31 protein-coding genes are annotated in these 22835 nt (G+C 48.4%); 3 read left to right on the top strand and 28 right to left on the bottom strand.

Annotation, left to right across the window (positions count from 1 at the left end):
* Positions 1-9: 9 nt before the first annotated feature.
* From D8682_RS01575 to D8682_RS26620, 9 genes are all read right to left on the bottom strand, one after another.
* Positions 10-1239: a baseplate J/gp47 family protein gene (locus D8682_RS01575; RefSeq protein WP_121813316.1), complete on the bottom strand. Its 1230-nt coding sequence runs from the start codon at positions 1237-1239 to the stop codon at positions 10-12.
* Positions 1236-1595 (bottom strand): hypothetical protein, encoded by a 360-nt coding sequence (locus D8682_RS01570; RefSeq protein WP_121813315.1) that lies wholly within the window; start codon positions 1593-1595, stop codon positions 1236-1238. Before D8682_RS01570 ends, D8682_RS01575 begins: the two co-directional genes overlap by 4 nt.
* On the bottom strand, positions 1592-2302 hold the full coding sequence (locus tag D8682_RS01565; protein WP_121813314.1) for a phage baseplate protein: 711 nt from the start codon (positions 2300-2302) through the stop codon (positions 1592-1594). The genes D8682_RS01570 and D8682_RS01565 overlap by 4 nt, the downstream gene beginning before the upstream one ends.
* Entirely contained in the window at positions 2295-3182 is an 888-nt protein-coding gene (locus D8682_RS01560; RefSeq protein ID WP_238392805.1) for a hypothetical protein, read from the bottom strand. The genes D8682_RS01565 and D8682_RS01560 overlap by 8 nt, the downstream gene beginning before the upstream one ends.
* Entirely contained in the window at positions 3169-3471 is a 303-nt protein-coding gene (locus D8682_RS26625) for a hypothetical protein (RefSeq protein ID WP_162302959.1), read from the bottom strand. Before D8682_RS26625 ends, D8682_RS01560 begins: the two co-directional genes overlap by 14 nt.
* A gap of 3 nt (positions 3472-3474) precedes the next feature.
* A complete protein-coding gene (locus D8682_RS01555) occupies positions 3475-4305 on the bottom strand; it encodes a hypothetical protein (protein ID WP_121813313.1) in 831 nt (276 codons plus the stop codon).
* Between the two features lie 86 nt (positions 4306-4391).
* A complete protein-coding gene (locus D8682_RS01550) occupies positions 4392-5180 on the bottom strand; it encodes an ORF6N domain-containing protein (RefSeq protein WP_121813312.1) in 789 nt (262 codons plus the stop codon).
* 75 nt (positions 5181-5255) lie between these two features.
* A complete protein-coding gene (locus D8682_RS27025; protein WP_238392804.1) occupies positions 5256-5969 on the bottom strand; it encodes a BRO family protein in 714 nt (237 codons plus the stop codon).
* A gap of 73 nt (positions 5970-6042) precedes the next feature.
* Positions 6043-6219 carry a hypothetical protein gene (locus D8682_RS26620; RefSeq protein WP_162302969.1) on the bottom strand — a complete coding sequence of 59 codons (177 nt, stop codon included), beginning with the start codon at positions 6217-6219 and terminating at the stop codon, positions 6043-6045.
* A gap of 97 nt (positions 6220-6316) precedes the next feature.
* Here D8682_RS26620 and D8682_RS01535 point away from each other — a divergent pair, with 97 nt between their 5' ends.
* Positions 6317-7018 carry an XRE family transcriptional regulator gene (locus D8682_RS01535; RefSeq protein ID WP_121813311.1) on the top strand — a complete coding sequence of 234 codons (702 nt, stop codon included), beginning with the start codon at positions 6317-6319 and terminating at the stop codon, positions 7016-7018.
* 48 nt (positions 7019-7066) lie between these two features.
* Here the strand turns inward: D8682_RS01535 and D8682_RS01530 are convergent, their stop codons facing one another.
* On the bottom strand, positions 7067-7510 hold the full coding sequence (locus D8682_RS01530) for a type II toxin-antitoxin system YafO family toxin (RefSeq protein WP_121813310.1): 444 nt from the start codon (positions 7508-7510) through the stop codon (positions 7067-7069).
* 8 nt (positions 7511-7518) lie between these two features.
* Positions 7519-8091, bottom strand: a complete 573-nt coding sequence (locus tag D8682_RS01525; protein WP_121813309.1) for a hypothetical protein — start codon at positions 8089-8091, stop codon at positions 7519-7521.
* A 259-nt stretch (positions 8092-8350) separates the two neighbouring features.
* Here D8682_RS01525 and D8682_RS01520 point away from each other — a divergent pair, with 259 nt between their 5' ends.
* A complete protein-coding gene (locus D8682_RS01520; protein ID WP_121813308.1) occupies positions 8351-8767 on the top strand; it encodes a hypothetical protein in 417 nt (138 codons plus the stop codon).
* Here D8682_RS01520 and D8682_RS01515 read toward each other — a convergent pair.
* From D8682_RS01515 to D8682_RS01505, 3 genes are all read right to left on the bottom strand, one after another.
* Positions 8757-10649 carry a lytic transglycosylase domain-containing protein gene (locus D8682_RS01515; protein WP_121813307.1) on the bottom strand — a complete coding sequence of 631 codons (1893 nt, stop codon included), beginning with the start codon at positions 10647-10649 and terminating at the stop codon, positions 8757-8759. The two genes, D8682_RS01520 and D8682_RS01515, sit on opposite strands and share 11 nt — an antisense overlap.
* A 211-nt stretch (positions 10650-10860) precedes the next feature.
* Positions 10861-11271 (bottom strand): hypothetical protein, encoded by a 411-nt coding sequence (locus D8682_RS01510; RefSeq protein WP_121813306.1) that lies wholly within the window; start codon positions 11269-11271, stop codon positions 10861-10863.
* A complete protein-coding gene (locus D8682_RS01505) occupies positions 11271-11705 on the bottom strand; it encodes a hypothetical protein (RefSeq protein ID WP_121813305.1) in 435 nt (144 codons plus the stop codon). Before D8682_RS01505 ends, D8682_RS01510 begins: the two co-directional genes overlap by 1 nt.
* Before the next feature lie 59 nt (positions 11706-11764).
* Here D8682_RS01505 and D8682_RS01500 point away from each other — a divergent pair, with 59 nt between their 5' ends.
* Positions 11765-12259 (top strand): HNH endonuclease, encoded by a 495-nt coding sequence (locus D8682_RS01500; protein ID WP_121813304.1) that lies wholly within the window; start codon positions 11765-11767, stop codon positions 12257-12259.
* 11 nt (positions 12260-12270) lie between these two features.
* Here D8682_RS01500 and D8682_RS01495 read toward each other — a convergent pair whose 3' ends face one another.
* Genes D8682_RS01495 through D8682_RS01435 form a run of 14 tightly spaced genes read right to left on the bottom strand, consistent with a single transcriptional unit; the run spans position 12271 to position 22827 of the window.
* The gene (locus D8682_RS01495) at positions 12271-13761 is read right to left on the bottom strand and encodes a DUF3383 domain-containing protein (RefSeq protein ID WP_121813303.1); all 1491 of its coding nucleotides are present in this window, start codon (positions 13759-13761) and stop codon (positions 12271-12273) included.
* Complete coding sequence (locus D8682_RS27020) at positions 13758-14273, bottom strand: hypothetical protein (RefSeq protein ID WP_238392803.1); 516 nt, start codon at positions 14271-14273, stop codon at positions 13758-13760. The genes D8682_RS01495 and D8682_RS27020 overlap by 4 nt, the downstream gene beginning before the upstream one ends.
* Complete coding sequence (locus D8682_RS01485; RefSeq protein ID WP_121813302.1) at positions 14270-14641, bottom strand: hypothetical protein; 372 nt, start codon at positions 14639-14641, stop codon at positions 14270-14272. Before D8682_RS01485 ends, D8682_RS27020 begins: the two co-directional genes overlap by 4 nt.
* Complete coding sequence (locus D8682_RS01480) at positions 14616-15080, bottom strand: hypothetical protein (protein ID WP_121813301.1); 465 nt, start codon at positions 15078-15080, stop codon at positions 14616-14618. Before D8682_RS01480 ends, D8682_RS01485 begins: the two co-directional genes overlap by 26 nt.
* 2 nt (positions 15081-15082) lie before the next feature.
* Positions 15083-15478, bottom strand: coding sequence for a DUF4054 domain-containing protein (locus tag D8682_RS01475; protein WP_121813300.1), 396 nt, complete (start codon positions 15476-15478; stop codon positions 15083-15085).
* Positions 15479-15481: 3 nt separating this feature from the next.
* Positions 15482-15808: a hypothetical protein gene (locus D8682_RS27015; RefSeq protein WP_238392802.1), complete on the bottom strand. Its 327-nt coding sequence runs from the start codon at positions 15806-15808 to the stop codon at positions 15482-15484.
* A 3-nt stretch (positions 15809-15811) separates the two neighbouring features.
* The gene (locus tag D8682_RS01465; protein WP_121813299.1) at positions 15812-16837 is read right to left on the bottom strand and encodes a hypothetical protein; all 1026 of its coding nucleotides are present in this window, start codon (positions 16835-16837) and stop codon (positions 15812-15814) included.
* A complete protein-coding gene (locus D8682_RS01460; RefSeq protein WP_121813298.1) occupies positions 16837-17325 on the bottom strand; it encodes a hypothetical protein in 489 nt (162 codons plus the stop codon). Before D8682_RS01460 ends, D8682_RS01465 begins: the two co-directional genes overlap by 1 nt.
* A 1-nt stretch (position 17326) precedes the next feature.
* On the bottom strand, positions 17327-18436 hold the full coding sequence (locus tag D8682_RS01455; RefSeq protein WP_121813297.1) for a DUF2213 domain-containing protein: 1110 nt from the start codon (positions 18434-18436) through the stop codon (positions 17327-17329).
* Positions 18437-18480: 44 nt separating this feature from the next.
* A complete protein-coding gene (locus D8682_RS26615; protein ID WP_162302968.1) occupies positions 18481-18651 on the bottom strand; it encodes a hypothetical protein in 171 nt (56 codons plus the stop codon).
* A 20-nt stretch (positions 18652-18671) separates the two neighbouring features.
* On the bottom strand, positions 18672-19469 hold the full coding sequence (locus D8682_RS01450) for a phage minor head protein (RefSeq protein WP_238392801.1): 798 nt from the start codon (positions 19467-19469) through the stop codon (positions 18672-18674).
* Complete coding sequence (locus D8682_RS01445) at positions 19444-20847, bottom strand: DUF1073 domain-containing protein (protein ID WP_121813296.1); 1404 nt, start codon at positions 20845-20847, stop codon at positions 19444-19446. Before D8682_RS01445 ends, D8682_RS01450 begins: the two co-directional genes overlap by 26 nt.
* Positions 20844-22364 (bottom strand): phage terminase large subunit, encoded by a 1521-nt coding sequence (gene terL, locus D8682_RS01440; RefSeq protein WP_121813295.1) that lies wholly within the window; start codon positions 22362-22364, stop codon positions 20844-20846. Before terL ends, D8682_RS01445 begins: the two co-directional genes overlap by 4 nt.
* On the bottom strand, positions 22318-22827 hold the full coding sequence (locus D8682_RS01435; protein WP_121813294.1) for a DUF2280 domain-containing protein: 510 nt from the start codon (positions 22825-22827) through the stop codon (positions 22318-22320). The genes terL and D8682_RS01435 overlap by 47 nt, the downstream gene beginning before the upstream one ends.
* Between the last annotated feature and the right edge of the window lie 8 nt (positions 22828-22835).

Below are 22835 nucleotides of genomic sequence, written 5' to 3'. Positions count from 1 at the left end.
CCTCACCCCTTACGTTAATGTTACATTAATATCTGATTCCTGAATTGTGGGAACCTGGTCTATTCCCATTGTCACCGCTGGACCAAAAGTTGAACCATCCAGTGAAACTTCAAGGGAAAGTATTCCTACTGAATCTGGCGAAATAGAAATAACAGGCGCATAATATTTACCAGCGTTAATTGTTGCTCCTATTCTCGCCTTCCCGATCCCCTCATACCCGCCATTAAATACGGTTACAATCATATTTTTAACCTGAGCTGTAATGTCGCTCGGTGGATTTAGGGAGCTATCTAATTCAACTTTAAAGTAGACCCGTGTCGGAGTGGCCTTTAACCATTGCATATCATATTCAGGATACGGGGCCATGTAGTTAATGTTGTCATAAATGGTGTAATGCGTTGTCCCATTCATGTTTGCGCCAGGGTTGTAAGTCTGGAAAATTGACTCAGCGACATCAGCATCAGCCCCGCCATACACGCAGATGAATAATGAATGGCCGAGTACAGGGTAATTAGTCGCTCCTTTATTGACGGTGACCGCCGTCCGGTTAGACCATACATACGCATCCAGCACCCCATCCGTAGCAAGAATGGCAGCCAGCGTTGAGGCGTCCTGATTTCGACTGTTTCGGGCCACAGATTGTTTGCGCCGGGTTTCAAATGCAATTCTCGACTCAACATCGACGCCAACAACACCGGGGCTTGTGTTTGTAACCGCATCCCATCCCGGTACAGAGCGATAAATTTGGTTAAGTGCTCCGGCACCGCAGGCGATTGGGCCAGTCGTGGTGTTGACGAACTGCACATCAATGGAGCCCGTCGCGGGTATAACGGCATTATCAATGGTTTGATAGATGTACCCATTCTCGTCTACCGCGGTGCTACCAGCCGGAATAGTGGTTCCAACCTTGCCAATGCATGTTGCTGTGACCACCGTACCTTGCGCGGAGATCCGCTCCTGAAAGTAGATGCGCCCTATTCCGTCCTGAAACCTTCCTGTTGAGAAATCAGGGTTCATCTGGTTGAACAGGCAGAGCAGTTTGTCATTTACCTGGGCAATAATTTCAGTGTCTGACTGCGCGATTTGGCCCTGTGGTGAACTTAATGACTGACTGGCACCACCACCCAGCGCAGTGCTCATGTCAGTGAGTCGGCCAGAAAGGATGTCGGAAACATCGGGGATAAGAAGGCCATTCTCCGTGATTGTGACATCCGGAACAGCGGTCGTTAGTGTCGTCATAAATTTGCCTGCGCTACATTCCCGTTTACGTCAGTGACGCGGATAGTCCCGCGCATGCGCCGAGTGTTTTTATCGAAAAAGACGTTCGCGATAGCCTGGTCAACAATGGGAAGTTTTTTGGCTTCTGTTTGCAGCTTCTGCGCCACATAGCTTGGCGTTGGCCGCTTACCTAAAACATCTGTTTTCCATGGAATGCCAAGAGTGTTGTCGTAATAGCACTCACCAAAGAAGACCAGGCAGGCGCTCGCCACGTCCTGTGCTACGGAATAGGACTCATCAGCGATGGCAATACTCCCGTTACCATCCAGCGTTAGATCCCATGTTGATGTATCTAATTGCATGGTTCTGTAGGTCATACCGGTTTGTCCGTTGCGTTGGATGTGACTGTAGAGCCGCCAGTCTGAACACCCGTAACAGGGTGCTTGTGCGCATCGTAGTTATCGCGAAGAGTTTTAAGCGAAGCAGATTGCGTCCCGCTATTGTCCGTGATGTTCCCGCCAGCCTGAATGCTCCCGCTTACTTTCAATAATGGTGTCGTCATCTCCACGCCGTCAGGAGCGGTAACGTTGGCCTTGGTGCAGGTGATGTTTACCGGGTTGGGGCTGGTGATGTTTATCGCGCCGTCTGCAAATTCGATGAACTGAGTCGGGATTTGATTGAGTATGCCGCCAAAATAAATAGCATCTGATTTACTGTTCTTTCTTTTACTGCCAGGCACCGACTCTTTCAGATTGGCTCGAATTAAAGACGTATCACGATCGCACACACCAATAAGCCCAATATCACCAACCACAGGGTTCATGACTATTGCGCTGTTACCTCGTTGCAGCCTGAACACAGGCAGATCGTACAGTGTCGAATTGGCAATCATCGCGCCGGTGCGGTCTGTTCTTGAGAGCAGAGGAATAGCATCAACCACTAAGTTTGGCGCTTCTCCTCTAACCGCCTGAACCTTTGCTATTTCAATAAAGAAGCGCCCAGACATCAGCATTTCAAAAATATATTCCAGAGACTCGGATTCACTTACCTGGGCACTCGTTGGGGTAAATAAATTATCATCCATTTGTTTTCTGAGCCTCTGCTCTTTCATCACTGGTTCTGCTGGCGGTGCATATGGAATGCCATAAACCATCTGGCATCCATGATGATAATTCATGACTTACTGTTGATAATTTGTATCTTCCGCTCGCCCATGGCATTTCTGTTTTTATGTCAATATATCGACCAATAATCAGGAGTGATGAATATTGCGTCTGGAACATTAACCCTCCTTGAGAAAACACTGGATAACCAATAAGACCATAATCCTTGGATATAAAAGGTATTACATCATCACGCTGTTTTGATGAAGGCCAGAACTCCACCTTATTTGGTGGTGTTACAGACATCGCAAGGCTATATCCTGAACACACTTGGTGTAACTGGTCGAATACGCTGCCTTCAAAGTGAGGGCTTCCTGATGTCGTCATTCCTTCCATGCCTTTAAATACAGCTTTATATCCAGCAGAGGAACAGATGGAGTTGATAACGTCAGTGAGTTTTTGAGCCCCTCGAGCCGTAAAAGGACTCACTGGCATATTTTGCAATTCTGCATTGGCGGTTGCTGATATCATCAGACTGCTTTCAGGCGCAGCGTTCATATTGGCAAAAGATGAAGTCATTCCACCAGAAAAAACTAATGATTCATCTGCAAATATTTCAACACTTAGTTTTTGCCCCCCTGTAATCACTCCATCAGCACGACCAGATAAATCAGCCATACGTTCGAGGCTAAGGCCATAAAGGCAAATATCTGCTGTAGATCCAGTTCTCCCGACTACAGAACCTAGTGACACGGTGGATTTGATATTACTAATGGAGATTTTATTATTTCCAGATTTATCAAACGATGATGTTTCATTTGTGAATACAAATCTGAGTGTATGTTGTTTATACAAGTTCACTATCCTCTATGTAATATAAAATATGACGTTTACCAAGACCATCCCAATGCGGGTCTTGCTGGCCGTCGCTATCAATGAAAACAAGATCACCTTTAACCCCAAGATATGAATAACCAACCATTTTATTCCCATAGAGGCATGGGACACCCTGCATGATTGGGTTACCATTTACCGTCAAGTCCATATAAATAAAACTTTCACGCTGAATCATGCGTATTACGCACTGCTGACCAGCAAGACTCACAGATATGGACTGAGATTTTTTCGGCTCAATTGAGATAGTTAACATTTTCTATGTCTTCCTTGGGCCGGTGATGTTCTCGTTAATTTCTTGAACACGTTCCGCAGATTTTTGTGTCACGCTATCGGTAACTTCAAGAACGGGCTTTTTAACAGTATCCATGGCGCTTTGAAAACCAGTGGTGATAGCGCCTGGTGTCGTTCCAGAAACATCGCTCACTGCTGTTTTGAGTGATGCACATGATTTTCCAAGATCGTCTATGGTGGATGGCGATGCTCCGCCATTTTGCAAGGTAGCTCCTGTACCGGTTACCCCCTGACTTACCTGATCGTTCGTTGGTTTATTTTCTGATTGCGCCCCGGAAAGAATCACATCAACTTGCTGCATGACCTCTTGAAATTCCAGGTAAACAACCAGCAATGTGACACCCTTTTGATGATTTACTTCATAGGCGTGATCTACAAGGTCATAGCTAACAAGCGTCTCTTTTGGGGTCTCAATGTCATACAATCCGGTTGTCTTTAGCATTACTTGAATAGTTCGTAATGCCTCAGACTGACTGGTAAGTGTAAGGTCAAAAATATTTGGTAGGTTGCCAGAAAATCCAGTGAGCCCACTGATAATGATTGAGCATCGCACTCGGGATGGATCTTTCACTTTGTTTATTGACTGATACTGCCCATTCTCAATTGGAGCATTGGTTATTTGCGCCCGGCCACTCGGCTGGATAGACGCCATTCCACTAAACTCCAGTGCAACATAGCCTGTACCGTTATAGCGGATTACATAGGATGGACTGAGTACGCTGTTAATGATTGATAGCGGAGAGCCGCCACCAATGGCGTTGAATATGTCTGCCGTGTTGAGGTCGATAATGCTCATGTTTCACCCATGAAAAACCCGCCGAAGCGGGTTGTATAATGTCTCGGGGGTATATCCAAATCTGGATGCACTCACGATTGATCTAATTAAAACAGCTTGCGCAATACCACATTATTCACGGCTTTCCATGCCTCAGCAGGCCAAGCCTTCACAGTTCCGTAGTTTTCATCTGGAACATCCTTACCAGCAAAACCATGCTCTTTGCACCATCTGCGCATTGGGTAAGGGCTATGCTTAATTCCAGTCTCACGCTCAACCGCTTTGATGGTTGCGAACTTACTGCACTCACCCAATTTTTCAGCCAAAGCATTAGCCTTTCGCTTCTCAGCAGAGGCTGTCGCCATCGCAGTAGCTTCGCGCTTTTCACCAATCCACGCTTTCGTGCGTACCGCATGATCACGCTGCTCTGCGATCAAGCGATTCTCTTTCACCTTAGTCAGCAAATCTTCTAGAGCCTGCTCATAGGTTTGAGGAAGAGAAGATGCGCGTGGGTGAAAATATGAATCTTCCAGGCGTTCGAAGAATCCCCAAGCCTCGTCAGTATCGACAATCTTCGACATTCGGGCCGCGCCCTTCTCTGTCCATAGCGTAAGTGAACGTGCGTTTTTACCAACAGAGCCACTGATAGTTACTCTGTTCTTAAAGTTCTTTAGCTCTTCGCCTGTGATCAAAAAGTAATGTTTTCCATCTTCAAAGCGTTCAAGGTTTCTTGAAAGATTCATGCGAATACTTTTTTCTTCACAACCATAACCTTTTGCCAGCGACTCGGTAGTAACGACGCGAACACCTTTCCATTCAATTACTGGGAAAGTATCAGGATCGACAATCGGCATTGCATTTGCTACATTTACAACAGTTGATGTTGATTGTTGCATTCGAATCTCCAGTCATCAGTTAACGTAAGCCGCCAGCGTCCACTGGCGGTTTTTCTTTTTGCATCTTTGCAAAATTCAGTTGAGTTTTCGTTTTGGTAACCCTCCGTAAGCAATGCCCTTATTATTTCCTGTGAAGCTAATGTTCGCTCCACGCTCATGAGTCTGATTGGTGATCACGTCATTCAGGCTGCTCATTAACCTCTTCGCCAGTGATAACTCCTTTTGCATTTCAACAAGCTGCTTGGTTATACCGTACATAGCGTGGATGCGGATTCTCGCGCCAGTGACGTCGTATCCTTCCTTCTCCAGCTGAGCAAGTAACTCCAGTTCTGGAGCGCGATTCTTTTCGTCGAGAATCACGCGAGGTGTCATCCATGCATTACCAAACTTGCGATCATGTGGGTCAGCCGTTTCAATCGGAAAGTTGAAGTTAGCGCGACGCTTGATGGGAGAGGTACCCACCTCTTTATCCATCACATCCAATGCCCAGCGCCGAAATTCTTTTGCAACAGGAGTTGTTGAAAACATCGCCACTAAGTGAGCACCGCGAATGCTAAACACTCGGACTTTTTTCCGGTAATTCCCTGAGGTCATCATTTCGATGACCTGAGTCATTGCCGGTGTAAACTCGTCAGCATTACGAGAAAAGAGTGTGCTAATTGACTTGGTGCTGGAGTATTTCAATGCCTTCGCTAACTCGGCAGAAGTCAGCCAAACCTGCTGATCAGCCACTATTGGGTTAAACGTTACATTGTGGAAAGTTAATGCGTTGTTCTGTACACTATTCATGTTGGTTTTCTCGCAAAGGTTAACCGGCAAATTAGAGGCCTCAACTGTTCTCGCAGTTGGGGCTTCGTCGTATTTACTGAATGGTAACAACGCCCTTCTCCTCTAGTTCGCGTAGCAGTTTCAGGCGATACAAAATTTCACTGTGTATGGTGCGAAGTGTTTTCTCAGCAGAATTGGAAATCCAAGACTTATCCTCAGCAGGGAGTCGCAATTGAATTGGGTTGATAGTTTTAACTTCTTTATTCATCATATAAGCACCTATTAATTAAACCTCAACTGCATAATACTGCATCATGATTCATTTGCAATATGCTTTGAGAGTTTTTTAGAGTTTTACGGATGTTCACATGCAGTTTGACGATAACTTCCCACATAGAGTTGCATCTTGCCGTGCGCGTTTAGGCTTGACGCAATCAGAATTAGCATCAAAAATCGGGGTCGTTCAAAGGATGGTTGCCGCGTATGAAATTGGCGAATCAAAACCAAGAATGAAGGTTCTCATCAAATTAGCTGAGGCATTGAATGTTAGTGAAGAGTGGCTAGCTGCTGGTGATGGCCAAGAGCCGGACATACGAAGAAGCCCATCTTCTGCCCCTGCCAGACAAATACCAATTATCTCTTCTGAAAATGTAAGTGCATGGCTTTACGACACCGGCGAGAAAAAGAATCTCATCGAAAAACTTCATACAACCTCATTACCGCTAAGTAACCTTGGTTTCGCCTTGGTTATTGATGACCCTGCAATGGCTTCATCAGATCAATTTGGCTATGGATTCCCTAGAAAATGCTTAGTTTTCTTCGATCCTTGCATGGATGCTGAGGATCAGGATTTTGTTCTAGTGTTAACGCTCGACGGAAAAACGATGTTCAGACAGCTATTTGCTGGGTATTCAGGGACAATTCTTCAGCCAATAGATAACAGATACCCTCCTGAAAACCTCACTAGCTATGAAGATGAAGAAGGGAACACTCCCATGCTAATACCTGCGATTTCGTATGAAGTGCAACTTCCATCAGCAGAACGACTTCAAGATTCCGCATTAGGTTAAAAAAGCCCACCGTAGTGGGCCAGAAAGCAAAAACCCGCCGAAGCGGGTTTAGATTGATGATGAAAAACTTCGGGCGTAACCGGCCAGTATTCTCATTCTGTCGTCGTTATTCGCCTTGGCATGCGCAGGTGGCGTAAAGACAGCAATCAACGAATAGCTGTTTTCATCAAGCAACCCCTTTGCGTACACAAGAGCAGTATCAGATGTTCGGTTCCACTGCATTGTCTTCTGGTCAGTTGCAGTTCCGGACTTGGGATTAACCTCGAATTTGTCATTCCCCAAAGACAGGTGAATATGCCACAACCCTGAGTCTTGTATGTCATCAGGTCTGTCATAAGCAGTATCTCGACCAAAGTAGTCGGGTAGCTTACCTGTCGCCTTATACAACTTAAAATCTTCCAGAAGCGTCTTTTCCAGCGAAGGAAACTGCACGAAGACTGGAGATAGATAGTAATCATAACTATCGCGATTATAATCCACAGTGATGTGCAATTTTTACCTCAGTGAAATTTACCGGATGCGAAGACGTTCGTTCCGTGTTTTGCAAGAGCCCTGAGGCCTTCCATGTCGATGTTACTTTCAAAAGTATCGACATGAGTGATCATCTGACTAATCAGATAATTTAACTTAGCGGCAGCCGCCCTGGCTTGAGCCGTTGCAATCAAAGCCGGTTTGACCAATTCGCTTTGTTCGCCAGAGCACTTCGTATAAACGTTCTTAATAGCCCCTTCAAGACCACGAAGCTGAAGCTCGATAAGGTCGGTTTGAACTGGGTCCAGTTTCTTGATGAAAGATTCCTGGTTTGATTCATTAGAGCTCAGCAACACGGAGTACGCCTGATTTAGGGTCGCAGTCAGTTCTTTGATGAATCCCACAGACTCACCCATCATAAGCCCCCGTATCTGGCTAGTTGTCTCATTGCTCAGATGATAGCTATACGGGTTGCTAGGGATCTGATTTCCTTCATGACAAGGCACGGACGATACTTGCTGCATAAGCAAGCCAACTACCGTAGCTGTTTTGAAGGTATCGAAAAATGGCATTTTATTTTTATCTACTTGAATAGTATGCATAACGTTCTCCTAGTGATGCAGGAGCACCTATGACACAAAACCAAAGATTGTGATTCTTGGTTAGGTACAACATGATGTTGTTAATAGCAGTTTAATACTATTACTCATATTTGAGCAAGGTGAACCGGAGTGAGCCTCCGTGAACTTGCGTGAACTTGCGTGAACTTACGTGAACAAAAAGCCAACCTCAGTAAGCGATGTTGCATGAATTTGCAGCGGTTAATGGTTAGAATCAGGGAAACCAAATAAGGATATCAATATGAAAACTAAGGCGGCGCTCTCTTTCCTTTCGTTGTCTCTGATGGGCATTGCAATCATATCTCAAGCACATGCTGCTGATAGCAAAGAGAGTACCCGTGCGCACAGCGAGGCCGTAGAGTCATGCACTGAGTTGTCTAATGCGACAATAAATGATCTTGGTGCCTGGGGTGAAGCAAGAGGAATTACCGAAACTCAATTGCGTCAGTTTGTTGACTCCTTGTGTTTGGGAGGCTTACCTGCCGCAAGAGAGGCTAAAAATGAGGATGAACTCGATATGTATTGGTTGGTGCTTAGGCAGAAACTCTCGGGCAGCATCGCTGATGAGCTGTATACCCCAGTAAGTTCATCACAATCGATCTCCACAAAATATTTCCGTGCTTTGAATGGAACAAAAAACAAAAATGTCACCCACTGACAGAGCTAGAAACTGCGGCATTCGTTGAACTTCTTTGTGCTTGTTGATTTACACTCTTTGTCAGAGCGTCTACAGTTTGCGGGTTGCTAGTAACGTTAACAGTACCGATGTGGGTGCTGTTTGTTACCTTGGGGCTGCCACCACTTGAAGACAGTTGATATGGCCTGCTTTCGGTCAAGCTACGCTGTTTTGTGTAGTAAGCGACATTATCAGGCGCACCACTAGATCCATCACCACCACCGCCCAGTGCACTGCGAATCTTCCCGGTGTACTCCCTGGTCTCTTTTGGCAATGACCTCCAGTTTCCATCCTTGTCAGTAAAGCCATCACCTCTTCCCTGTTTTATCCACTGATCAACATTACCAGGCCCCCAGTTGTAGGCCATGAGGGAATCATTAAGATTTCCATCGTATTTCTTCAGCATCTTGCTGATATAACTTGAGGATGCTGCTCTGGATTTTTCAGGGTCAAGCCGTTCGTCTACCTGCGAGTCAATACGCAATCCAAGCTCTCTGCCTGTATCAGCCATAATTTGATACTCGCCAACAGCCCCCTTCGGACTATAAAGATTTTTTCCATCACTAGATTCTACCTTCCTGATGGCATCGAGGAGTGTGTCAGTAGAGCCGGGAATGTCCCATTGGATGTTATCACCCAATACCGTTCCTTCTGGGCGGCCATATTCGGTATCAATACCAATAGAACGCATTGCGTCGCCAATGTTGCGCTTTGTATAGCTCAGCGATGATTCGGCGCTGTCTTTGATATTTTCCTGATCATTATGAAGGTAGGTGCCATACGCGATAAGCCCAGCCAGCCAAGGAGGCACCGCACCACCAGTAACCTTGCTACCTACATAGGCTGCTGCCAGAAGCTTGAGAGCATTTTCAGCGCCGCCTACCGCCTCCGTAAATCTCTTGGCGGTACTACCAGCGGCATCAAAGAATGCGATAATGTTGCCGTGATTATTCTCAATCCATGAGCCAAACGCTTTCATTCCGTTAACAACATCAGGTGCAAAGGCAGTCGCTAAATCAGTTTTCAGTCGTGTGAATTGGGAATCAAGCTGGCCAAGCGTTGCCACCAGATCTTCCTGCTTCTTCACTTGTGCGGCGGTGATGTTCGACTTCTTCGTTTCGGAATCGACAAGCGACTTCAGCTCACCAGATTTAATTTTGGCTGCATCAGTGGGGTCGAATCCGGCGGCAGACATCACCTGCATTAGGTTCTCTTGTGAGTGTTTCTTCCCGTAGCTGGTGAACTCTCCAAGCGCCTTGTTGGGGTCACCAAGGTTATTAATGTTCAGGCTGGTGCGAGCGCCTAGCACCATAAGGTTTTGAGCTGCACCGGTAAGACCACCGAACACTGTTGGGTCTGCAATGTTAGCCAGGGCCATGCGGGCATTGCCTGATGCAGAGATAAACGCATCCCCATTCAGCCCGGCCTGTTTAAACCCGCGCTGCACCCCGAACATCTTGTTTACGTCGGAGCCAAAGAACTTAGCCTGCTGGCTGGCTCTGACTATCTCGTTTGCCGTAGAGGTGAATAACTGCTTAACACCGTATAACCCAGCACCAACCCCAAGGAATCCGGCAGCCGCCGCAGTAACGCCACGGAATGACGATACCGCCGCAGTGCCGAACTTCTTAGCGTCAAAGCCAGCGTCAGATAATGACTGCCCTGTTTTTTTATTCGACCGCTGGATTTCATCGCCAGTTTTGACGATTTCCCCACCTGTGGTCTTTGCTGTGTCGCCAATCGCCTCCCATTCTTTGGTGACTGTATCACCGAGCTCCCTGGCACCATCCGCTACTTTCTTTTTACCATTCAGGAACTCATCGGCCTTGATGGTTACCTTATACGCCAGTTCCTGGATGATCATCGCTGCTCCTGATGCTTATGCCACACACGCTGGTTAAAGTTCTCAATAGAGATAATCTCCAGCAGGTTGTACATATCCTTTACGGACAGTTTCTCCTGCAATTCGATATACGTTGCTTTTCCAGCGCAGATGATGGCGTTGATAGTTTGGGAAATATTGACGGGAGAAACTAATTTCGCCGGAAGGGTTTCCTCTTCAAGAAACGGGTACTTTACCCTTCGGCGATTGTTAAAAAATCGAAGTTGGCCTTAAAGACTTTGTCCATCACGAGGCGAATGGTTGAAACCTCTTCAAAGTCGATACCGCCATTCACTTTGCGGACTTGCCTTTGCCCTTCATGCGTTATGGCAATTTGCACAGTGGACATAAGGCGATCGCGAAGAGTCCGGGCTACGTCAGGGGATGACGCAGAGAGCACGCTCAACCCAACCGTCGCAAGACCTGCGCATCCCATCGCAATAACATCGGCCGGGATTTCAGAAAAGTTTGATTCACCCATTGCCCGGAAAATGTCCTGAGCCAGCTCGTCAGCGTCCCATGCCGACATCTCGGTGATGATGAACTCCTTCCCCTTATCCCGATTGTCTTCCTCGATGATGAATGGAATCTCTTTGCGTGACATCAGATAGCGCTCCGTGTAACGGTTTCAAAGTGGAATACTGCCGGGCGAGGCTGTAAAACTCGTCGGCCCGGAGGTGCAGGCGTCCACGTATATAAAACCCCATTCACAAAGTTCCACTTCGCCCCCAGCGCTGGGACGGTCAACACGGCGTTGCATGCAAAGGCAGAGATTGCCGTTCGCTCAGCGGCCAGCCAGTCATCAAGGAGACTGCCGGCATTGGATGTCGCCATCAGGTTGATGGTGAACTCTGTCGGGTTGAAGATGAAGCCTGCGTGGTATTTCCCGTCAGCAGACATCATGTCTTCTTTGTTTTGCAGCGCAGCCGTTTCAAACATGTTGTCTGCTGAGTAATCGTCTACATCAAAACCGCCAGGGTAGTAAGAAGGCACGACGATGCGCAACTTACTGTTAGCCGAAGTTATGTCGATAGGCATGAGCCCTTCCTTCTTTATGGTATAATTCAGCTCTCTTCAAATTAATTAAAGAGGCCTATATGAATGATTCAATGGAGTTTTTTAACAGCATGTTTGATTACCGTGATGGTAATCTTATACAGAAAGTAAAAAGGCAACGAGTCAATCCTGGTGATATTGCAGGAACTAAAGACACCAGCGGACACCTTCAGACCATGGCCTATGGACGCTTGTATTTCGTCCACAGAATCATATGGGTTATGTTTAATGGAGATATCCCAAATAAAATGGAAATCGACCATATAAATGGCGTAAGAGATGACAACCGCATTGAAAATTTGCGACTAGTGACAAAAAGTGAAAACCAAAGAAACTCCAAGCTTAGAAAAGACAGCAGCAGCGGAATTCCCGGTGTTGGCTTTCACAAGCAAGCAGGAAAGTGGGCTGCCCGCATTAATATCGATGGAAAACGAAAAAGACTAGGCCTTTTTGATTCCCTTGAGGATGCAGCCAAGGCGCGTCACGAAGCAGAAATTTTATATGGATACCACCCAAATCACGGCAGGGCGGTTTAACCGCCCTTTTATTACAGAATAGCCGTTGAACTCATATCAATACTCTGAATCAGCCCCCCGTCAACCCAGTAAAAAATCGCGCCCTGCAACTGTCGTTCAAGTCGCGCGGCCCCGGTCTGGGTAGGGATGAATAGATACCAGCCTTCCGAGTAGAGCGTTGCGGAAATGTCCTTTCCAACGGTGTTATTCACGATGCGGATTTGCGCATTGTCCAGCACCACTCCTTTCTGGATGGCACCAAATGTCAGCGCCTGGCTTGCAACATCGATAGTCGCCGCCTGAACTGCACCATAGCCATTTTGATTGAACGGGTAAGACTGGTTATTGGTGAACAGTTCCGCATATGCGCTTACCAGATTGGCGTTGATCCACACCTGGTCAATAAAGGTGTCGAGCCACACGAACTTGCCGGTAATGGCACCATCCGATGTGTATTGCTTCATGGTTTTATTCAGGCTGTACGAGCCGTAGAAGTTGTAGCCATTGGATTTCAACGCCTGGGCAGTAGACAGATCGCTCACATTCGGTGACAGCCCCGGGAAGGCGCGGAATTTAAACGAGATCCGTCCATTTGTTTGGGCAAAATTGATGGATGCCGCGTAGGCCAGCGCCGTCGTCGCGTACAGATAAGAGCCGTACACAGGGAAAACACTCTCATATCCATTAGCCACAACCACTGACTGCACGAAGCATGCTGGGTTGTTCGCTACGGTAGGCGCTGCAGATGGGTCGTGAACCACGTAACCATAACGGTTCTTGCTGCCGTTCGCCCACGCGCAAAGCTCTGTCCTCTCGGTGTCAGTCAACTCAATCAGCGCCTGGAATAAGATCCAGTTCTGATTAGTGTTGATGATGTTATTCATCGTCTCAGTCGGCGTTACAGCATCAGAGCCCAGTGAAACAGTTGCCGCGCTGGTCGCAGTCAGTAACAACCCGGTAGCCAGTGCACCAGCGTTAGCATATGAAACCGCACTGTCATCACCGGTAGTCATTGAGCGGATAATGAATCGATTAGCAACCGACAGCCACTCTACTTCAACCTTAGTGATGCCGATCCCGACCTCAAGCTTGCTTGCAATGTCCGTGAAGCTCGTCGCTGTGGACAGGTCAATTGAGGTACTGGTTACTGATGTGCCATCAACGGTTAGTGTGATGGTTCCTGCCGGGATTGCTTTCAGCGTGGCAAGTGGCACACCTTTAAGATTTCCTGACAGCAAATACCCGGCAACATCTTCAGTCACGATGCGCGACATCAGCAATTCACCAGGGATTACGGAAGAGTTTTCATAGCCGTTAAAATACTGCTGCCCGGCGAGGAACTCCTTGGAATCACTGCCCATCAATGCAGAGATATCAGCAGCGGAAAAATAACTAACAACAGCGCCGACCGGCACTAGCTCATTGTCGGTCAGCATCAGGCCATTGGCGTCCACCGCATCACCGGCAGGCGTCACGACATTGGGCGTGATATTAAAATCAACGGATAAAGGGATTGTGCTCATGGGCGTTTATCTACCTGTTCAGTGGTAATTTCGGCGTCGTCGAAATAATCCTGCGGGAACGACACGGTAATATGTGCCTGCAAAGAAAGTGTTAGTGTGTAGCGTTCCTGCCACTGGCTTTCCGCATCTATCATCGGAGCCTGAATCGCAGCAGTTGAGTTAAGCGGAGCCAGTCTTGAATCGATGGCTTTTATTTTGTCGTAGGCATGGCCGGAGGTGAAAACAGTCTCAAGCGCTATAGCCCGATCCCCTGCCCCCTGACCATAGATATCTACCTGAATATCAGCCTGGCGAACCTCGGTGTAGCCCATCGCACTGGTAGCCGGAGAGCCGGTATCTTGCTTAATGTCTCTCGTCGTGGATAACCGGGTGAATCGCAAGGGGGTCAGGATGCAGAACTGTCCTTTTGGCATCGGCACCCTGTTGGCCTGCGCCTGCCGGCAAGTCCCGCCAATTGGTTCGATGTAATCAGCCAGCACATCAATGATGCTATCAATCGTAAAGTCGTTCATGTGCTTACCTGTAGATTAACCAGCAGGCGGCACCAGTCCGGCCACAGCTCGATAGGCTCAACTACAAGCCACGTCTCGCCATTGATCTGGAAGATATCGCCGCCCTGTTCCTTTTCTCGCTGGACACTGAAGTAGTTACCATTCACATAAATCGACTTGACCAGCCCCTGAACGTTCAGCCCATCCACATGCTGCATTTCCCCCTTGCTGAGGGGCTGCAACTGGATGATGACATCCTGATCGGGAAGGTATGAGGGTTGCGGATTTCGGCCAGGCCCAATGACTTCACCGGCGTATTTCTTCAGAACTGAAGAGATATTTGGGTTAACGCGGCGAATGGCGCTATTGGCTATCTTGTGAAGATTCAATGTCGCTCACCTCATACTTGACGTCGCCGATCATTAGCCTTGTGTCCTGCAATGGTTTTATCGACTTATTGCCGCGAGATCTTCTGGCTGCAATAGTGGCTGCGCTAAGTGTTGGGGTATCAATCGCTTTTATCGACTTATAAACGTCATTGGCTATTGTCGCCCCTACAAACTCAAGAACATGCTCGACTGGGACTCCAGCTCGCATCCCTTTAGCCACAGCATCAGACCACTCGCTCTCGTGTTCAGAGACAGCATTGCGGAAAAATGGTCTTGGGGGCTGGTTATTTTCTGGCTGCCCGTATTCATTCCATGCCGCCACCTGCGCCACAGAAGTTCCATCAGGGTAAGTTGCCCCATCAATGAACCCAACTTTTACCTGCTTGGAATCAAGCTCGGATGCAACGTTATTCAGGAAGTCCATAATCAGGTCAGCCATAGTCAACACCCCGGATAGTAGTTAGCCATGCGATAGACTTTCGTAGCCTGCCAGTAGTCCATGCCATATGGACTCTGTGTATACCAGGCGTAACGAAACTCCACCGGCCCGATATCAGATGAAACCGATACGCTACCTTCTGAGGCTGAAGATATGCGACCAACCATTCCCGAGCCACCGTTACCATTGACATCCCCATATCGCACGTATGCCAAATGAGCCATTAGCAAGTAGAGCAATCGCTCACGCTTAATGACGTCATCAACCAGTGAAAAATCGGAGTTGTTCAGGTAATCGGTGGCCTGGTTAAACAGGAATGGAAGAAGCTCATTTGATACGTTGGAAAATTCGGGGAACATGGCGCGGAACTTTGCTATATCAAGCACCACGATCGCCATGGTTTATTCCTCTTTGTCTTCCGTCACACCGGCAGTTTCTTTGCTTGCCTGCTCAAGACCAGTCTTCTGTTTTGACCGCTCAAGAGTTGCATCTTGCAGAGACTTTTCATCAGATACGGCGAACACAATGCCATTTTTGATGAACTTTGAGTCTTTGTGGTTCTTCTCGAATGCCTCCCACGCCTCAGCAGACACATCGCGGGTCATACCAAACCCATTAACCAGCAGAGAGGAGTTGGCACCCGCCAGGATGATCTTCTGATCACCGTGACGGAATGACAGACCATTCGGAAGTTTGCAGCCGATTACGTATGTTGAGGATTTAGCCATCACTTACACTCCCAGCATTTGCGCAAAGAGACCAGGCTGGGTAATCACCGCGCCGTAAGTAGTGCCGGAGTGCTTTTGCTTCCAGCTTGAGGTCATGGTAACAACCGGATGCGCACGAAGCTTCTCGCTATATGCGCAGTAACCCACATCCTGACCTTGGGCATTTTCAGCAAACATCTGCACCAGTTCACCTGCATCCGTGTCGTACTGTGGAGCGATTTCGATTCGCAGATTCGGGAAAGTGTCTTTAACCATCTTTTCGACTGTGTTGCCGAACACTTCGTTAGCACGCTTGAACCAGACAGATGCGTTAGGGCTCATACCCAGAACCAGTGGAGAGGCCATATCGATACCATCACCAATTGCACCGTTAGTGCGGGTAATTAGATCCTGATACAACGCCAGAATATCGTTGTAAATATCGACGACCTGCTTTGCTGACCACAGCGTTGCACCATCTACGGTAATCGGGGTGATTGGCGCTGGCAGGTCTGGGTCATTGAGGATGCCGAAATTAAGCAGCCCGTCTACACCATAGAAGTAGAACTTATTCTGTGCCTGGTTGAGAGTCCACGCCGCCGCTCGTTGTTTTTCTGCAACATATGGCAGCATCGCAAGACCATAACGCTCTTGCTCCAGCTCACCATAGGTGACCATCGTCTGATAGCGATATACCTGACGGTTCTCCCAATGGGATGTAACCTGGTTACCACCTTGCTCGCTGTAATCGTCATATCCAGCGACATCACCAGATTGCTCGATACGCTGGATCATCATGGTGTCCAAAGCCCATGAACCCTTTTTCTTCTCGCCCAGAATGTCGACTGCTTTCTGTTTGGCGAAGATGGTGCGCACAATTTCAGGATCGATGAAGGTGGATACAATTGCAGGGATGCCACCGTTAGGAGCCATGCCAGGTTGAGCGTCAGCATCCATTGCAAAACGGGTTACAGTTGGTGGCAGGGAAATGCCGCGCGATTCAGCTTCCGCTTTAAAGGCCGCGAAATCAGCCTGAGTCAGTTGAGGCATTATGCTTTGCTCCATGTAGAGATAATCAGTAAATCACCGATAGCTGCTGGGCTTGCGACAGACCAGTCGGTTTCAACGGCACCGGAGATAGTTGCGCCCGCAGCACCGGTTGCCAGCAATCCAGTTGCCAGAACCGCAAACACTTTCTGACCAACGGTTGCCACTGTGGTTGAGATAGCCCAGAAGTCACCGCCAACAACCGGAGAAGCTTCGCGCCCGGCAGGAATGGTCATGCTGTTGCTCTGGAGATAACCAATCGTTGCATTGGCATTGTTCATCACGTAGCCGACCGGATTGCCTGTACCGGTATTGTCCAATTTCAGTGGATTGGTCGAGTTGCGCCAGGCAAAGCGAGCCATGATCAGACCACTCGTCCCTGCCTGGTATGCGCCGGGACCACCTGCTGCTGCGATGATTGGGCTATTCGATGCTGGTTGGCCTGCCTGACCCACACCTGAATAAAGGCTTACGCTCTTTTGAAAAGACATATTATTTCCCCTCGAAGTAGGCTTTCACGGCTTCGCGTGAGCTGTGGTTGATGGAGGTGGAGTCGTTAGCCATTGCCGGACGGGAATAGGCTTTAAAAACGGACTGAAGTGCGGCAGATGGTAGCGATGCATGATCTGCACATCCCATCTGTTTGAGAGCGGTGCGGTAGACCTCTTCAGCAGTATCGCAAGCCAACTCGCCAACCACCGGCCGAACATCACGCTCAGCCTGGCGAAGTGCGGCAAAACGCTGTTCTACGCCTTTAATAGCTGAGTCCATGGCTAATTTACTGTCATTTGCCATCTTCTCTTTTTCGTTCTTATCGTCCTCATCCTTCGCCAACTTATCTTTCTCGGCCTGCTCCTCATCCTCGGCGAGTTTTTTCTTCTCTTCCTCGGTGAGTTCGTCTTCGGCTACTTTATTTTTCTTGCCGTCATCGTCTTCATCTTTGATGATTTCCCCGACCTTTTTTTCCATCTCTTCAGGGTCGGCATCGTTAGCCAGGTGAGGCTTAAACAGCGCCATCAGTTTTTGGATTTTTGACATCAGCTTGAGTCCTGTAGGTAATGAGTCATAAACAAATACATCCGGGCCAGCCCGGCCACTTGGCACGATTGCCACGTGGTTACAAACGATGTCACGCATAACGCCATCGTATGGTTCGCCCTCGTACTCGCCAGGCGTCATATCGAGCCGGTAACGGTATGAAGATGAGATTTCACGCTGCTGCTTGTTCTCGACACCGATAATGGAATTCACATCCCAGATGACGAGTGAGTTTTTCAGGTAGGTGCCGTCGAACTCTGCACTTTCACCAGTAGAGCCAATAATTGCCTCTTTCGGAGGGGCAAGAACCGATACAGCGATGTGAGTATTAAGCAGCGGTTGGTTATTGAATGAGCTTGCCGCCTTGCGCAACTCTTCAGGGTCACGCAGGAGTCGATATGCTTTATCCGGAATGAGGCCTAGCTCTTCCCAGCAAGGGATCTCTTTCCCGTAGTAGACACAGATGTTGGCTTTACTGATGGGTGTAAGCTCAACGTGAAGCTTCCCGTCTGCGTCATAGGTGCGCACGCTCGCCTTATCAAAGGCAAACTTCACATCTTTCATGTTTTTACCTTTCTTCAGGTAATAAAAAAGGCCACCGAAGTGACCTAGTTGTTAGTTATTTTCTTTAGTATGGAGTTTGTGTTTATTTGATAAAGCCTAACCATCTCTTTACCGTGTTCATCATCTCCAAGGCCTTCCTCTTCCAGATAACCACTAAAGTGTGCGAGTGCAACTCTTAACGTGGCAACCTCATGATTTTCTAGCTCAATAATCATCTTCCCCCCTTTTCACGAAGTCAGAATGGTAACACAGGCTTCCACGTGCACCCGCAATGAGGTAGTTGCCCGGGCATGATGTACTCGCCATCAATCAGGCAACCTTTGGAAAGATCGAAGCGCTTTCTCTCTTTACCAGCCTTCACATGGCTGTGCCGCGGCTGATTACCTCCACCACTGTGTACCCACTCACCTTCTCGGATCCCTGCTGCCTGCTGCCTTGCCGCAGATAACGCACTGGTTGCTTTCCGTGTCTGGTCTTTCGCAATGAACTCAGCTCGTCGACGGGTGATGCCGAATCTCTTCCCGAAACTGGCCTCAATCTCATCAGATAGAGCTTTGCGATCACCGCCTTTCGCCATTGACCGAAACACCATTGATTCAACTTCAGTGAAGTATTGGGTGGGGATAGAGCGTATTAGTGCGACATTCTCGGAAATGATTGCCTCCTGCTTTTCCAGCATCGCAGGGGTCCATTGCATGTTGATGGTCATTGAGTCTTTACGCGCTGACGCGAGAAGTGACCTGTCTGCTGCCGCTGTAGTTTTTGCCGTGAACTTCGCAGCTATTGGTAAAGACTCTTCCACAAAGCGAGTGATCCATTTCTCAGCAAGCCTCTGAAGCGCATGCCTGACCAGTTTTACCGGGTTAGCATCCATTGCCATTGGATTATCTTCAATGATGGGCAGCACGCTGGACTTCACATCAACCTGCATCTGGCGGACCAACTCCATCATCTGATGTTGATACCAGATCATGTTACCGGCGTTATAGTTGACTGGTCTGAGCGTCTTACTCTTCGCCTTCTTCTGACTCATAGTCACCTGCCAAATTTTCGAAGCCAGCGCCTTCAATAGACTTCAGGGCATCGCGCCCCTCTTCTGAGCTGACCAGTTGAGAGTCAGATGCAGTAGTTACGGTGCGAACTTTAATTTCGTTTATCTCGGCCTTCTCTTTCTCGCTCAGTTCATCAAGCGGACGGAACTCGAAATAAATATCAGGCTTTAGCTCACCAAATTCTGACAGCTGGATGATTTTGAAAATGTTCTCAATAGCCCGACGGTAGTCCAGTTCCTGAGAGCCGGATATCGTTTCGTGCCATGTTTCTATCTCTGCGTCACCGCTGGCGTTAAGCCCTGCTGGCGCGTTACCAAACATCTTCAGGTTAGTCGTGCGCGACGGGATGCAGAGCTGTTCCTGGTAGTTTGAGAGCAGATTGGAAAGCTCGCTGAGAGAGGTCTGTTGATGAAGCAGATCTTCTTCAGAATCCAGAGCCCAAATCCCGAAGTTATCCTGATATTGCGTGAAAAGCTTAATGCGTTTATCGAACTGACCTGGCTCCTGAAGTCGCGCATCCATATCCGTTTTTAACGCTCGCATACGAAGCGTTCTGAGGATCTTGATTACGTTTTTCTTGGCTTCGCGCCAGTCAATAACATAATCCTCCATCAACTGGGTCATGGACAATCCACCAAAGTTATACGACGGCTTGAGGATGTCTGGTACCGGGCGGCTGACGATGTCGATAAAGCGCGACTCATGGACTGTATTGCCCATAACAAACCATGCTTGTGGTTTATAGAAGTCAGCACGCAATGGCTTGTTGGTATTGTACATTGCCGGGTAAACCCAGTTCGGGTCGACACATCTGAACCCTTTCAGGCTGTCTTTTTCAATCTTTCGCGGGTCAATGAATAGCGGCTTTTCGTTCTCCTCGTCACTGGCTCCTACATCAATGAAGATGTGGGCCACGCCGTATTGAGAGTCCTGCTTCACTGCTTCATGAATAAGTCGCTTGATGTCGAACTTGGCCAGCGCAGCATCCATCGCATCGACATCCGGATCACCTTCCTTCCGGCTTTTAATTTCAATCCAGTTGCGCGTCATCTCATCAGCCATCATGGCGTGAGTGTTTGCGTACTCAACCTGTTGCGACATCGCTGCCAACTGAGGGTATCCGCGAAATCCTGAATACTCATCACCGATAGACATGCTGTTAAGCACATCGTAAGGAGTTGCATCCATCGCTAAAGCTGACTCTCGCCCTGCCTCAGGAATAACACCAGGCAATGGCTCATACCGTTTAAATTCAGCTCGCGGTTTCTCGTCATTTACCGCAGACGCCTTGTCGATATGCATCTGCGTTATCTTTGCCACTTCCCGGCGAGGTGCCTGCGCGGCTTTACGTCTTGTCATTGAAGCATCTCGTCAGGGATGTGGAACAGGATGCCAGCTTTAGCTTTCATCTCGGTGATGGCGTCCATCATCGGGTCGAGCTGATCATCATGTGTATTAAATTCAGGGTTAATGGCCTCCATCTCAACGAGGAAATCATTAATGAATGGCTTGTCAGCAGGTAACTTGATGTAACCGGACTCAATGAATCCTTGCGTATCCATCAGGCGGGTGTACTTATCCTTGTCGCGCTGAATGGCCTTTACGGGGCATAGAGCGTCTTTCCTGATGCTCTGTATCAGGCCAGTGCCGGATGCCTTGTCTTCTATCGCCATGTGACGAAGAGGGCCGTTCTTTAGCTGCTTGCAGGAGCTCCAGAATGCTATAGCTCTGCGCTTCAGCTCATCTGATTCCCACTTGCCGCGGATCATGTCGATAAGGTACATGTAGCCGTCAACGCCGAGCCCCCAATGTTCGAACACGGAGAAGTCGTTCACCTCTTTGGTTTTCTGCGCCGTATCGCCGTACACAGCTCGCCACTTCATGACAGGCAGTTCGCGATAGTCACCAAACCAGTCCGACTTAATCAGGCCGCCGCCTTTGGCTGTTGGCCGCTGCTGGTACAGGGCGTTCCACACCAGTGACCCACGCTGCTTGGCTTTATCGACGAACTCTTGCGGCATGCGCTCGGGGAAGAGGATTTCACCAGGCTTACGCAGAATGTACTTCTTGCCGTTCAGCTCATGAATTTCTTCTTTCTCCGCTTCCATCGGGAAGCTAACCACGCGCCACTCCTCACCGCCTTCCTCGGCTTTTTTCAGCAATTGACCGGCAAGGTCATTCTGGTGCCAACGGGTAAGGATGATGATGATCCCGTTAACTTTTGGGTCTGCACGGGTAAAGAAGGTTGTGTCATACCAGTCAATAACTGCTTCCTGATACGTTGGGGATGATGCGGTTTTGTAATCTTTGGCCGGGTCATCAATAATACCGATATTCATACCCTGACCGGTGATGCCGCCATTTACGCCTGCTGCACGATAAGCCCCACCATGTATTTCACCACTGGCGTTTACCACTTCCCATAGTTCTGCGGTGCGAATTGCTCCACCTGCGCCACTCCTTCCGGAGGGTAGTGACGTGCCAGGGAATACATCTGCATATTTCTTCGACCCAACGATACGCTGAGTGTCGCGTGACATGCGGTTAGCCAGGTCTGATGAGTACGAACAGGCGATCACATTCCAGTCGGGATGCTTCCCCAACACATAAGCAGGGAATCTTCTGGACGCCTTTTCACTCTTACCAGAGCGTGGTGGCGCGAATATCATCAGTCGGGGCATCTTTCCGGCTTCGACATCAGCCAGGAACTGGTCAAGCTCAGCAGACAGCAACTCATTAAACCAGCCAGTTTCGTACAGAGGGTTGGTGTAGAGCGTGAACCCCATCAGGGATTCTCTGGCTTCTGCTATAGCTCGGCGCTTAAATGCCTCAAGAGTCTGCCTGTTTCTCAGCGAGTTGCGATCTGTGACGGCCATGACCCAACTCCTTAAGGCGATCTTCTAATTCTTCTTCGGTAATGTCCGAATACTTGATAGGCCCACCATCAGCACCAGTGTTTTCCACCTTCAGCTTATTGGTGTAAGCATCTCCGCACTCCTTGGCAGCCTGCTCCATGAGAGAGGCTGCAAGCGCCATGTTTCTCATCCCCTCAGCTTTCACCGTCATCCTGTCAAGGACTCTCAGGCGGTATGCCTTGTTAGCTATGGGGATGCCTGAAATATCACTCTGGAATCGGGCGCGTGTTGCGTGGAATAGATCTACCCACTTCTTAGCCAAACTCACGCCAGCAGCTTTTGTTGGATCGTGTGACGCCACATGCTGGCGGGTTATCTGAATAGAGAATTCATTTTGTACGGCTTCGACTATTTGAGAGGGAGTGTCAAAGCACGCAAGCTGCTGGACGATGAAGGCTTTCACTTCTGGCTTTAATGCAGCCATGCTTCACC

The organism is Buttiauxella sp. 3AFRM03 (assembly GCF_003675305.1).
Lineage (GTDB): Bacteria > Pseudomonadota > Gammaproteobacteria > Enterobacterales > Enterobacteriaceae > Buttiauxella > Buttiauxella ferragutiae.
The sequence above is the reverse complement of the archived record's forward strand: the minus strand, read 5'-3'. Positions and strand labels throughout refer to the sequence as shown.